The organism is Micromonospora arida (assembly GCF_042873195.1).
Classification (GTDB): Bacteria; Actinomycetota; Actinomycetes; order Mycobacteriales; family Micromonosporaceae; genus Micromonospora; species Micromonospora arida.
This window is the reverse complement of record NZ_JBIALC010000010.1, coordinates 40,178-52,445: the sequence shown is the minus strand read 5'-3', so window position 1 is coordinate 52,445 and position 12,268 is coordinate 40,178. Positions and strand designations below refer to the sequence as shown.

At 66.6% G+C, this 12,268-nt stretch carries 13 protein-coding genes and 2 pseudogenes; 9 read left to right on the top strand and 6 right to left on the bottom strand.

What is annotated here, in order from left to right; translation table 11 throughout:
- Window positions 1-297: 297 nt before the first annotated feature.
- The 3 genes from ACFYP0_RS25400 (at window position 298) to ACFYP0_RS25390 (ending at window position 2,509) form a co-directional block, all read left to right on the top strand.
- On the top strand, window positions 298-510 hold the full coding sequence (locus tag ACFYP0_RS25400; protein WP_386997822.1) for an MbtH family protein: 213 nt from the start codon (window positions 298-300) through the stop codon (window positions 508-510).
- 62 nt (window positions 511-572) lie between these two features.
- Window positions 573-1,196 (top strand): ArsR/SmtB family transcription factor, encoded by a 624-nt coding sequence (locus ACFYP0_RS25395; protein WP_386997820.1) that lies wholly within the window; start codon window positions 573-575, stop codon window positions 1,194-1,196.
- On the top strand, window positions 1,193-2,509 hold the full coding sequence (locus tag ACFYP0_RS25390; RefSeq protein ID WP_386997818.1) for an MFS transporter: 1,317 nt from the start codon (window positions 1,193-1,195) through the stop codon (window positions 2,507-2,509). The genes ACFYP0_RS25395 and ACFYP0_RS25390 overlap by 4 nt, the downstream gene beginning before the upstream one ends.
- 456 nt (window positions 2,510-2,965) lie before the next feature.
- Here ACFYP0_RS25390 and ACFYP0_RS25385 read toward each other — a convergent pair.
- Window positions 2,966-3,292 (bottom strand): annotated as a pseudogene (locus ACFYP0_RS25385) (transposase family protein); the annotation flags it as partial.
- Window positions 3,293-3,503: 211 nt separating this feature from the next.
- Here ACFYP0_RS25385 and ACFYP0_RS25380 point away from each other — a divergent pair.
- The 5 genes and pseudogenes from ACFYP0_RS25380 (at window position 3,504) to ACFYP0_RS25360 (ending at window position 6,906) form a co-directional block, all read left to right on the top strand.
- A pseudogene (locus ACFYP0_RS25380) lies at window positions 3,504-4,267 on the top strand (transposase family protein).
- 60 nt (window positions 4,268-4,327) lie between these two features.
- On the top strand, window positions 4,328-4,531 hold the full coding sequence (locus ACFYP0_RS25375; protein ID WP_386997816.1) for a hypothetical protein: 204 nt from the start codon (window positions 4,328-4,330) through the stop codon (window positions 4,529-4,531).
- Window positions 4,532-4,617: 86 nt separating this feature from the next.
- Window positions 4,618-5,604 carry a class I SAM-dependent methyltransferase gene (locus tag ACFYP0_RS25370; RefSeq protein ID WP_386997814.1) on the top strand — a complete coding sequence of 329 codons (987 nt, stop codon included), beginning with the start codon at window positions 4,618-4,620 and terminating at the stop codon, window positions 5,602-5,604.
- The gene (locus ACFYP0_RS25365) at window positions 5,601-6,389 is read left to right on the top strand and encodes a 2-keto-4-pentenoate hydratase (RefSeq protein WP_386997812.1); all 789 of its coding nucleotides are present in this window, start codon (window positions 5,601-5,603) and stop codon (window positions 6,387-6,389) included. Before ACFYP0_RS25370 ends, ACFYP0_RS25365 begins: the two co-directional genes overlap by 4 nt.
- Before the next feature lie 31 nt (window positions 6,390-6,420).
- Window positions 6,421-6,906 (top strand): hypothetical protein, encoded by a 486-nt coding sequence (locus ACFYP0_RS25360; RefSeq protein WP_386997811.1) that lies wholly within the window; start codon window positions 6,421-6,423, stop codon window positions 6,904-6,906.
- Between the two features lie 123 nt (window positions 6,907-7,029).
- On the opposite strand, the gene ACFYP0_RS25355 is transcribed toward ACFYP0_RS25360, so the two are convergent.
- The 3 genes from ACFYP0_RS25355 to ACFYP0_RS25345 all read right to left on the bottom strand — a co-directional run bounded on the left by ACFYP0_RS25355 (window position 7,030) and on the right by ACFYP0_RS25345 (window position 8,594).
- Window positions 7,030-7,485, bottom strand: a complete 456-nt coding sequence (locus ACFYP0_RS25355; protein WP_386997809.1) for a hypothetical protein — start codon at window positions 7,483-7,485, stop codon at window positions 7,030-7,032.
- Between the two features lie 87 nt (window positions 7,486-7,572).
- Window positions 7,573-8,019, bottom strand: coding sequence for a hypothetical protein (locus ACFYP0_RS25350; RefSeq protein WP_386997807.1), 447 nt, complete (start codon window positions 8,017-8,019; stop codon window positions 7,573-7,575).
- Window positions 8,020-8,156: 137 nt separating this feature from the next.
- Window positions 8,157-8,594: a DUF6188 family protein gene (locus ACFYP0_RS25345; protein ID WP_386997806.1), complete on the bottom strand. Its 438-nt coding sequence runs from the start codon at window positions 8,592-8,594 to the stop codon at window positions 8,157-8,159.
- A gap of 129 nt (window positions 8,595-8,723) precedes the next feature.
- Between ACFYP0_RS25345 and ACFYP0_RS25340 the strand changes: the two genes are divergently transcribed.
- Window positions 8,724-9,692, top strand: coding sequence for a hypothetical protein (locus ACFYP0_RS25340; protein WP_386997804.1), 969 nt, complete (start codon window positions 8,724-8,726; stop codon window positions 9,690-9,692).
- Window positions 9,693-9,917: 225 nt separating this feature from the next.
- Here ACFYP0_RS25340 and ACFYP0_RS25335 read toward each other — a convergent pair whose 3' ends face one another.
- Entirely contained in the window at window positions 9,918-11,012 is a 1,095-nt protein-coding gene (locus ACFYP0_RS25335; RefSeq protein WP_386997913.1) for a recombinase family protein, read from the bottom strand.
- A 695-nt stretch (window positions 11,013-11,707) separates the two neighbouring features.
- Window positions 11,708-12,268 (bottom strand): WD40 repeat domain-containing protein (locus tag ACFYP0_RS25330; protein ID WP_386997802.1); only part of this gene is annotated, 561 nt, incomplete at its 5' end.

Here is a 12,268-nt window from a genome sequence, read left to right as displayed (position 1 = left end):
CACAAGCACGGGAGCCTGCCCGCCCTGCCACTGACCACAACAGACAGACGGTGCGACCCCGCAACCCACCCGCCGACTAACATCGACATTCGCAGCTACGCCGCAGGCTCAACTACAACGTCGATCATGTCGCTGAGCTGCCGAAACTCCAGATCAGGCAACTGCGGCTGGAGTACTAGCTAGTTCGCGGAGCGCCGGTCGCGGTGCCGGTAAACTGCCTACACCACTGCCTCCGGTGGCGGTACGCGGTCCCTAGCGTGGGTTTGTCACACGTTCGAACTACGGAGGAGGCAGCCAATGACGACCAACCCCTTTGACGACTCGGATGGCCGGTACGTCGTGCTCGCGAACGACGAGGGTCAGCACTCACTGTGGCCGGAGCACTTGGACGTACCGGCCGGCTGGGCGGTCGTGCGAGAGTCAGGCAGCAAGCAGGAGTGCCTCGACTACGTGGAGACTCATTGGACCGACCTCCGGCCAAAGTCGCTGATCAAGGCGATGAACGGCTGACCTCGACGCCCGGACGACAGCGAACTCTTTGCAGAGGACCGTTGGCGGTCTAAAGTGACCGAATGGAGCCTTCGCCAGAGCGGCGGGTCAAGCGCCACGGAGTCCCAGCCCAAAGGACCGATCGTCGCCTCGACGCGCATAGCCTGCGCGGCCTCGCGCACCCGTTGCGTCTGCGAATCCTGGATATCCTGCGGCTCCAGGGCTCCTCGAACTCGACCCGCCTGGCCAAGCAGGTCGGCGAGAGTACGGGAACGGTGAGCTGGCATCTACGGCAGCTAGCTCAGCACGGCTTCATCGAGGAGGATCCCGGGCTCCGCAGCAAGCGCGAGCGCTGGTGGCGGGCCCAGGCCAGGACCGGGGTTTTCGACACCGAGGACCTGGGCGAGGAGTCGGCCGGGCGCGAGGCGGTTGTGGACCTACTGCAGGAAGTCGTGCACTGGAGTTTCGACCGGGTCGCCCGTCACCTGCGCAGCGACCTGCCGGGCGAGTGGCGGAACGCGGGAAACATCTCTGAATGGACCGAGCTGCGCCTCACCGCCAAACAGATGACCGCACTCACCGAGGAGCTGATTCAGACAGTGGAACGTTACCTGCCGACGTCCAGCGACGCGCCGGCCTCGGATTCCCTGCCCGTCGTCGTGCAACTGCAGGTGTTCCCGGCCCCTCCCGAAGCAGAAGCCCGATGAGCGCGCTGCGGCCGTCCGCCCGCCCGGGCGGGCTTCTTCGCCGCCATCCAGGCTTCCGATTGCTGTGGATCGGTGAAGTCGCGGGAAAGCTCGGCTCGTCGGCCACCAGCGTTATCATGCCGCTGGCGGCGATCTCGACGCTGCACGCCACGACATTCCAGGTCAGCCTGCTGGTGGTGGCCGTGTGGCTGCCGTGGGTGGTCATCGGTCTGCCCGCCGGCGCCTGGGTGGACCGGCTATCGAAGCGCCGGGTCATGATATGGGCCGCCGCCATCTCGCTCGCTCTGTTCCTGAGCGTCCAGGTGGCCGCGTGGACCGGCCTATTCTCCTACTGGTGGCTGCTCGGCGTCTCGCTGCTGACCGGGGTGGCTTCGGTGTTCTTCCAGGTCGCCTACACCGCCTACCTGCCGTCCCTGGTCGCCAGCGAGGATCTGACCGAGGGCAACGCCAAGCTCCAGGGCAGCGCGTCCGCCGCGCAGATCGTGGGCCTGGGCTGCGGCGGTCTGTTCATCCAAGCGGCCGGACCGGTCAACGGGCTGCTCCTCAACGCCGCCACGTTCGCGATCAGCCTCGCCTGCCTGCTCGGCATCCGGCACCGCGAAGCGCACCCGGAGAAGCCGAAGCGCACCCGTCGCCCCATGGTCACGGAGATCCGGGAAGGCCTGCAACTCGTCGCTCGTGACTCCTGGTTCCGGTCCTTCACCATTGCCGGTGCCGCCGCCAACCTGTTCCTGGTGGGCTACCAGACCATCCTCCCCGTCTTTCTGGTCAATGACGTCGGTCTCAGCGGGGGGATGGTCGGCACTCTGGTAGCCGCCACCAGCGCGGGTGGAATCATCGGCGCGTTCGCCGCCCGACGGGTCTCCAACATGATCGGCTCCGCCCGGGCGATCCTCTTCTTCGCCGTCCTGGTCACGCTGCCGATCCTGCTGATCCCCCTCACCGCCCGCGGACCAGGTGTCCTGCTCTTGGTCATAGGAGGGCTGAGCGCTGCGGCGGGCGTCGTCGCGAACAACATCATCAAGACCGGCTTCATCCAGCGTTACTGCCCCCGCGACCTCCTCGGGCGGCTCACCGCCAGCACCTCCTTCCTGAACATGGGCGCCGTCCCCGTCGGCGCGCTGATCGGTGGTGCGCTCGCCACTGCGGTTGGGACCCGCACCGCCCTGTGGATCCTTGTCGGCGGAGTACCGGCCGCTGGCCTCATTCTCCTGTTCTCGCCCATCCGCAACCGGCGCGACCTGCCGGAGCAGACATCCGACCAAGACCGCTTGGACAACGGATACGTTCGCACCGCGGACGTAACTGGATAGGTGCCTAACCCAGGTGGTGCGGAATCTCTGCTGGTCGGGATCCACGGGTCGCCGACGGCGGCATGGCTGAGCCCACCTAGCATGCCGATGCCTTGCCAGGTGGCGGTGGTGGCCGCTGTGTAGGTGCAGAGCGCGACGAGGTGTTTGGCTCTGGTGAAGCTGCGCATTGCCGCCGGAGACTTTGATCGGTAGTTTCGGCACGCCGATGGCCTGCTCGGACGGATTGTTCTCGACTCGAACGGGGCGGAGGGTTGGTGACGAAGCGTAGGTAGTCGTCGCGGCGGTCGCCGAGCCGGTTAACCGGCGTGCGTTTACGCTTCGGCTTGATGGGTCGACCGGCACGGCGGCGGCGCTGCGCTGTTCACACCGGCAGGCCAGCGTGATTCAGCTGATGCTGGGCCACCGCAGGTACGGCTTCGGGGTGTCGATCACCTGCCGGCGCGCCATCGGGATCTTCGCGAAGGTCAGCACGTTCACGCTGCTCAACGCCTCGATCAGGCCGTGGGTTCGGGCCGCGGTGGGGTCATAAACGGCGCCGGGCCGAGCGGCCTACGCTCAGACCAGTCGCCCGGCGGCGTCGGCGAGGATCTGCACCTTCACGCCGTGGCGCTTGCTTGGCGGAGTAGTAGGACCGCTGGTCGGCGACCCGGTCGATCGGGATCAGCATCCCGTCGAGGCTGGCCTACGCCAGCCGATCGGCTCGGCGCATCGCGGCGGTGAGGTCGTCGGCGTAGGCGGCGAGCAGGTCGACGGCCTCGCGCAATAGCGCCACACGGTGCTCATGAACCATTCGGCGGCAACCTTACCAATGCGTAGAAAAACTACAACGCCCCGATCAACCGGCTCCTGCCGCGGGCGAACGCGACATTGAGCCTTTTCCAAGCTGATCTTGCAGCTCAGGGCAGGTGCGGCGAACCCGGAGATCGATGAGGGTGAGGCTCCAGGCAAGACAGCAGCCGACCAAGATCCGATGCCCCGACCGGGAGCCTCGCCTGTGCTGTCTTACCCCTCCACGATCCCGCTGTCCAACCGCACCCTGAACCATCTCGCTGACCTCATCCGCCAGCACCGCAACCAGCATCGATCCCGGGGGCGACGCCTCGACCCGGGCCGGCAGGCGCTGCTCGCTTTGGCCCACCTGCGTAACGGTGACACCTACACCCGACTCGCCGTCGGCGTCGCCTGGCGCTACGTACAGGAAGCGATCGCGCTGCTTGCAGCGGTCGCCGAGGACCTGGCCACGGCGATGCGGCGCATCCGGCAACTGGCGTACGCGATCCCGGACGGCACGCTGATTCCGGTCGACCACGTGGCAGACCAGAAGCCGTACCACTCCGGCAAGCACAAGCGCCATGGCGTGAACGTGCAGGTCATCGCCGACGCCGCCGGCCAGCCCGTCTGGGCCTCACCGGCACTGCCGGGCTCGGCGCACGACCTCACCCCCGCCCGCATCCACGGCATCATCGACGCGCTGACCAGCGCGGACGTGATGACCTTCGCCGATAAGGACTACCAGGGCGCCCGGGGCAGCGTGCGCACGCCGTTCAAGCGGCGCCGCTCCGGCCGAAGCTGTCGCGCCGGCAAAAGGCGGTCAACCGGGCGCACGCGAGGATCCGAGCCCCCGGCGAACGGGCCATCGCCACGCTGAAGACCTGGAAGACCCTGGCCAAGCTGCGCTGCTGCCCGCGCCGCGCCACCGCGATCGTCCAGGCCATCCTCGTCCTGCACCACGTCGAAGCCAACCGCTACGCACGATGAAAATGGCTCAGTGCCTACCTGAAGAACTGGAGAATCTTCAAAAGCAGTACCACCCGGAGCATGATCGACTTCACCGACGCGCTACACACCGTCACCGCCGTGGAGATCTTCAGAGCCTGCGCAGCGGGTTTGAATGGCCCTCCAGAACCCGTATGTCGACTACTTTGCCGGATCGGCCTCACTGACCGATCCGGCGATTATTCGATCCAGCAATTCAGTCCGCTGAACAGGCAGTTGAGAGGCGGTTGCGTCGATCTTGCTTGACGATCGACGTTGCGAGTTTGAGACTATTCAAACGCAACTAGATCGTGTCTGAGACAAGACATGGATTCCTTGGTGGGGAGCGATTGATGAAAAGCAGTGACACCAGAGAAATCGCCGCAGACTTGGCCGCGAATGCCGCTCTCCTAGAGATTGCCGAGAATCTGCGCCTGTCGCCACTCCTCGACCGAGGAAGGCCGTTCACCCTGGCGGAGGCGACGGCAGCTGCCGGCGTCCCCGAGGCCCGCGCTCTGTCGTTCCTGAACGCCATGGTCGCCGCCGGGCTGGTGGAGCGCCAGGCTGAGGCCGGACCGTTCTCGCCCTGCACGGACTTGGCCGTCCGGCGGTACGAGGCGGGTTACCTCTCTTGGTCGCTGAACGCGAACCGTCCATACATCGACCATGCTGCGGAGTTCCTGCAGGATGACGAGGCAGCCGGCCGGCAGTACCAGCGCGACGGCCGCCGCGTCGCGGTCTCATCGCGGTGGATCGGCACGTACGGTTTCTATCCTGGCGTGGTTTCGGAGATCCTCAACCGCAAGCCGCAGCGCATCGTCGACCTCGGCGCCGGCGCAGGCGCGTTGTTGATCCACCTGCTGGCCGAGCTCCCCAGCTGCACCGGCGTGGCCTTGGACCTCAGTTCCGGAGCGTGCGAGGAGACCGAGCTGGCCGGCCGCCGGGCGCATCTGCAGGAACGGCTCACAGTGGTCAACCGGTCCGTCGAGTCACTTGTCGACGATCCTGGCCCGGTCGACGGCGCGGACGTCATCCACGCCGGCTTCGTGATGCACGACATTGTGCAGGATCCCGAGGTCTTCGGCAGCGTCCTGGCCAGATGCCGGGAACGCATCGCCGAGGAGGGCTGCATGGTCATCACCGATGCCGTGCCGTACGTGGACGGTCCTGGACAGCGTGCCTTCAGCGCCCTCTTCACCTACCTCCACGAGAGCTCGATGGGGGTGCGGCTGCCGTCCGAGGACCAGTGGCGTTCCCTGTTCCAACGGGCCGGATTCTCGCAGGTGACTAGCAAACCCCTGGGGATGCCTGGCAGCCGCCTGTTCGTGGCTACGAAATGACCGCGAAGGACGCCGTGCGCATGGCCACAGCCCTGCACGAGGCACGAAATAGACGCGTGCCGATCCCTCCCTTAACCGACGCTGACCCCAGCCTCGATGCGGTTGACGGTTACGCCGTACAGCGGGAGCTCACCGAACTGCTGGGCGCCGACGGCGAGGAGATCGTCGGATACAAGGCGGGGCTCACCTCCGCCTCCATGCAGGAGATGTTCGGAGTTCACACCCCGGACTACGGCCCCGTGTTCGGCTCGTCCGTCCACGCCGACGGCGCTGCCCTCGCTCGCGACCAGTTCATCGCGCCGAAGGTGGAAGCCGAAATCGTCTTTCGCCTCGCCAGTCCGTTGAGCGGTCCGGGCGTCACGGTGGAGCAGGCGCGCGAGGCGATCGGAGAGGTCATGGCCGGCCTCGAGGTCGTCGACTCCCGGATCGAGAACTGGCGCATCCGGCTCGCCGACACGATCGCCGACCTCGCCTCGAACGGTGCGGCCGTACTGGGGCGTCCAATCCCGGCCCGGCCGGACGTGGACTATCAGGGCGTACGCCTGTCCTTTCACCAAAACGGTGAGCTCATCGCGACCGGCGAGGGGGCCGCCGCCCTGGGTGATCCGGTGGCGGTCGTGGCGTTGCTGGCGAACCTGCTGGGCGAGAATGGCGTCACGCTGGAGGCCGGACACCTGATCATGACCGGTGCGCTGCACGCCGCTGTCCCGCTGACCCCCGGCGACACCTACACCGCCGAGTTCGATCAGCTGGGCCCGGTCACCCTGCACGTCGACGAAGCGTAGCCATGGCCTGGACAGAAAGGCGGCCTGAACGATGAAACCAGAACGACGGCTGTCCGTCGGGGTGCTAGGAGCCGGGCTCATCGGCGTCGACCTTGCGGTCAAGGTCGTGCGCTCGGACTGCCTGGACCTGCGCCTCGTGGCCGGCCGGACTGCCGAAAGCTCGGGTCTCCAACAGGCGGCCCGGCTGGGCCTGCCGACTGCGAGCCACGGCATACGTTCGCTGGTCGAACTCGAGGAACCACTCGACGTTGTGTTCGACGCGAGCAACGCCATCTTTCACGCCGAACACGCGGAGGCGCTGGCTCCCCTCGGCACCGTACTCGTCGATCTGACGCCCAGCCGGATCGGGCGCATGGTCGTCCCCACCGTCAACGGCGCGGACATACTCGAGGAACAACTCGGTCAGCCGGGAAGCCGACACCGCATCTCTTCATCGAAGTCAAAGAGGTCAACCTTCGCGGCTCCCCGCCTGGCGGTTGCGGCTCTAGTTCTCGAAGCCCTAAGGAGCCAGCGATGAGAGCCCGCCGCATCGACCCACCCCCTTTGGGTCGTTCGCGCTGCTGCCGGTGTCACCAAACGATCACTCTGGGCCGGTCTCGTGGCCGAGGTGGAGCCAGAAGCGCAGGCCCGGCTCATGCCATCAATCGAGGCAGTGGACGTGGACGACGATGTGCTGTGGCTGACCGCCCGTGTCTCGGTGTAGGACCTCAAGCTCGATTCGGTGCCGGTCCTCTGAGACGGGGTCGTCCTTCTCGCCGGCCAGGCAGGTTGGATAGGTGCCGTCGTTGTGCAGTGTCCCGCTCACGTCCTGCCAGCTTTCGGCGATGACTGAGTAGATCGTGTCGCCATCGAGAGGGCCCCGTAGGGCCCCGTCCTCCTCAAAGGCGATGGACCTGGTCTGGTCGTTCGACCAGGTGACCGTCCCAACGAGCAGCTCCGGCTTGGCGGCGTGCGGATCGTCGGCAAGCTTGGCCGCCCCGAAGCCGCCGACCAGCCCTACGGCGACCAGCGCTAGGGAGAACGCAATCGTTGCGAGGCGACGATTTGGCGGGGTAGCGAACGCAGCTTGCAGCGCGTCGGCGGATGCCACTGGCATGCCTGCAAGGTACGCGATCGGCGCCCACAGGGCTGACCCAAAGCGCACTCTCATGTCGCTGGTCGGGCGCCCGCCTTTGCGTATCGGTCAGGAACGCGCGGCGCTGGCCTTGAGGCTCCGCAGCTGTTCGACCTTGCGCTCGGCGTCCTGCCGTGAGTACGAGCCGAGCGCCGACAGCGGCATGGCGTCGTCGCCGAGATGGAGGACGGGAGCGTAGAGCGGCAAGCCTCCCCGTAGGTCGATCTGTACACAGTCGACCGACTGGATCGCGCTCCACGCTGTGACCTGGTCACGGCTGTCGAAGCTGCGGACACGGACACCCTCGCCGCCGATTACCACGCCGAGTCGAAGAGCCCGCCAGATCCCGGCCATGCCGCTCGTGACGAGTAGGCATCCCAGCACGATGCCGAACCAGTCGCGCTCGGCCAGTACGTCCCCGGAGGTGAAGTACGTGACGCCCAGCAGGGTCCATACAGCGAAGATCACGACTAGGACCCGAATCTGGATGCGTGGCCTGATGACGATGCGGTGCATGGCGGAACATGCTACGGAGGAGCCCGTCCCGCCAACGGCGCGTAGTCCAGTGCAACTGCGGCGTTGGGCCGTCGGACCAACGGATCGAGGTCGAGGTCAGGTGTACGGATCTGCCGCTGGTCGTGAAGGCGTGTGCATCACTGTCGGTGTTCGGCTACCCAGTGGGCGAGGCCGCGGCCGGGGACAGCGACGAAGCGGAATCCCCGGATTCCCGGCGGCGGCATAGTCGTGACTGTGAACGCCTCGTACTGATCGTCCGGCTCGACGACGAGGACTGCGTCGTCGGCGAAGGTCAGAGTCAGCCGACTGTCCTTGCGGATCTTGGCGGCCGTGATTTGAGCTTGGTGCCGGTCGAGCAACGGTGCCAGACCTGCTGACGTCGAGGGGTCGAACCGGCTTTCCGCGCCGGGTGCGCCGTAGGAGAACTCAGTTTCGATGCGGATCTCGATCCACGACTCGACTATGAGCGTGAATGCAAAGTCGATCCGCAGCTGAGTCACGACGCCGCCGCCGACCGGTAGCAGCCACTTACCGGTCTGCTCGATCAGCCCGGTCGGTTCTCCGCGCATGGTCATGGGACCCATGCTTCCCTGGATCCTGCAGGTCCTCGCCGAGTATCCGGATCTGCCACGGCGGGCCCAGACCACGAACATGTTCCGGTTGCCGAGGGCGGTAGGCGGTAGGCGGTACGGGATCATGTGGGGATGGGCAGTGTCGTGGAGGTGCGGAGCCCGGTCGACGTCACGCAGCTCCGCGCCCGGCTGGGCGATGCGGATGTCGTCCAGTTCAGTGAGCCGCTCATCGAGGCGGGGTATCGGTCGGTGGCCGCGCTCCTGGTGGATCATCCGATGGTCCCGCTGCGGGTCTACGGGTTCGATGACGACCTTGCGACGCTGCGGTTCCTGCGCTGGTTTCCACATGTTCGCCGGTTCAGTGTCGCGGGCCTGTGGCACCTGACCGATCTGGCCCCGTTGGATCAGTTGAGCGCTGATGTGGAGTTCCTTGACATCGGCGAGACCCGCAGACCTCTCGACCTAGCTCCTGTTGCCCAGTTTCGTCGGCTTCGCCGGCTGAGGATCGTTGAGCACCGGCGTGGGCTTCCCGAGCTGCTGCACGCCAACCCGGGTCTGCGGGACCTGTCGCTGTGGCGGCTCCCCGTCGACCACGTCCTGCCCATCATTGCCTTGCCACACCTGCAGGCCTTGGCGCTGACGCTCGGCTCGTTGACGAACAGCGAATGGCTCACCCAGATCCCCACACTTCGCTACCTGGCACTGCGCCAGGTGCGAAAGCTCAGCGACCTCACCCCGGTGACACGGTTGCGCGCGCTGCAGTGGCTGTGGCTGGAAACGCTCACCGTCGACCGGCTTCCGGACTTCGGCTCCAGCATCATGCTGACGCGCGCCGAATGCCTCGGGATGCGTCACCTCCGACATCCGGCAGCCCTCCAGGGCCTCGCCGCGGCACCGCAGTTGCGGGAACTCCTGGTTGCAGCGCCGCATCTGCCCGTCAACGCGGTCGTCCCCTTCGTTGGTCACCCGACACTCGAACGCGCCGAGATCGTGCTGGGAAGCCAACAGCGCGACCGCGACGCCGATGACCTTCTGCGGCTGCCACCACCACGTCCGGACACGCAGTTCGCCGCGATGCACGAGCTGACCCGCATCCTGTAACCCGGGCCCCTGCACGTCGGCGGTGACCTGCCCGCTCGGGCAGCCCCGCAGTTCCTGCACCGACCAGCAAGGCCCGGAGAGGGCGCGGCGAGCTGAAGGCTTCCGGCACCACCGGATCGGTAACTGGTGTAGTCAGCTGAGACAGCAATGCCATGCGGTGGTGCCCTAACCAGCACATCCGCTGTGACGACCACTTCGGCGAGCCCGAAGAGTTCAACCCAGCGACTAGACTTGTGCGAGCCCCAGAGTTGCGCTGAGCGCCATCGGCGGTGGGGCAATGGGTCGTGTCGCCCCTCGGACACGAACCATAACCCCACGGTGCGCGCTGAGATCCACTGCGGCGCGCACCGTTTGCGTTTCGCTCTGGCAGGTGAGTCGGAGTCCGAGTTGCCGGTAGACCTCGGCCTTGTCGGCCGGGTCGGCGTCGCGGAGCACGGCGGTGATGTCGCCGAGCGCGTTCACCAGGGTCGTGATTTCTGCTCGGCTCATCCTGCGTGGGGCGGTGCCCACACTCGTGTGGAGATCCGCTTCAGCCCGCGCACGTTCGGCCTGGGTCTGCGCGATCCAGCCGGTGACCACCGCTGGGTCGGCTCCAGCGTCGAGGGTGGCCCGGTAGCGCTCCAGCTTGGCGTCGCATTCGGTGATGATCGTCTGTGCTGCTGGGGCGGTTGCGGGCGGATGTTCCAAGGGCTGAGCGTCGGCCATCGCGGTGATCGTGTGTTCGATGCGGTGGGGTGCGAAGGCGGAGGCCAGCCAGGTGTCGATCGGGTCGGTGAGGGCATCCTCGCGCAGGTACACGTTGCTGGGATGCTCAACTTGGTTGGCGAGGGCGTATTCCTGCGGGAAGCGGCAGCGGTAGTAGGCGTCGCCGTGGTTGTACTGGCCCTGCATGCGTCGGTCGCAGGCGGCGCAGTAGATCATGCCCCGGAAGACGTACGGGTTGCGGGTGCGCTGCCGGACGTGCTGTCCGCCGGCTCCTCGTCCGCGTCGTTGCAGTATCGCTTGGGCCTGCTCGAAGGTCGCGTCGTCGATGAGTGGCTCATGGGTGATGTCCTTGGAGACCACCCATTTGTCGCGGGCGTTCCAGCGCATGACGCCGGTGTGACCCATTGCCACGTCGTTGACGTCGAGCAGTACTTCGTCGGTGCGTTGCTTGTTCCACACCTGCCGCCCTGTGTAGCGGGGGTTGGTGAGGATGACGCGGACGGCGCTCTTGGACCAGGCGATGCCGCTACGGTGCCGGTTGCGGGCCCGGTCGTGTGCGGATGGGCAAGGCACGTGGTTGGCGGTAAGTCCCTCGGCGATGGCGAAGAGGCCGATACCGGCGAGGAACTCGGCGAAGATCTGCCGGACGATTGGAGCGGTCTGTTCGTCCGGAGTAAGGCCCTTGAGGTGTTTGCCGTCGGCGGCCTTTGCGGGGTTGGGGTGGGGTCCAAGATCGCGGAGTGTGTAGCCGTAAGGTTGGCGAAGTGGTCACCGCGCCCGAAGTACTCACCGACGCCGGACAGAGGCGAAGGCTTTGGCCTGTGGTGATTCGGTCGAGCGGTGTGGCGTGACCTCCCAGTAGAGGTCGAAGTGGTCAGGGCTTGCCGCTCCCGGGATGACTGGCGCTGGCCGCCGTCTCGGTTGCCTAAGGCCATGTCTGTAGGCGTGCTGCCAGACCGGCTGGAAGGCGTCTGAGCCGGCGCAGCGTCGGCGGCGCGACCCGCTGTCACTGGCCGCACTGGACGCGGCGGTTCGCCGGGCCGTGGCCGCCGGTTTCGCCGGCGAGCGGCAGCGCCTCGCATCCGCGGAAAACGCGGAGCAGATCGCTGCCCTGATCCGCCGGGATCGCAAGACCCTTGTGGCGGCGATGGCCGCCGAGGTGAGGGAGAGGCGATGGGCTGCAGCTGCGGCACCGTGCTCTTTATGTCCTACGAGGACGGACGCCAGGGCAGCGAGTTCGCGTCGAGCTGCGAGCCGCCATAGGTCTCTCTGACCGCGCCTGAAGCGCCGGACCTCAAGAATCTCGAGTGCTATGCGCACACTCTCGGGAGAGGTTCACCCGGGGCGAATCCTCTCCACTCCGTGCTGGTTGGGGGTCCTACCATGCTGCAGATGTATTCGACGGGCTCGACGTAGTGGGCGGGGTGCCAGAGCCGTATCGTCGTGTCCATGCTCGCGGTGGCGACGGTTGAGCTGTCGGGGCTGAAGGCAACTGCCACGACTGCCGCGGTGTGGCCGGTCAACGGCGTGCTCACCGGTTGCCAGGTGGCTGTGGTCCACAGCCGTAAGGTCCTGTCGTCGCCGGCAGTGGCCAGGAGCCTGCCGTCCGGGCTGAACGTCATGGCGGTCACGGCACCGGTATGTCCGGTGAGCGGAGCGCCAACAGCCTGACGTGTGATCGGATCCCACAGTCGGACCGTCCCGTCCGATCCCGCGGACGCGAGCAGTCTCCCGTCAGGACTGAACGCCACAGTGGTCGCTTCGTTCGTATCCCCGGTGAGCGGAGCGCCAACAGCCTGACGTGTGATCGGATCCCACAGTCGGACCGTCCCGTCCGATCCCGCGGACGCGAGCAGTCTCCCGTCAGGACT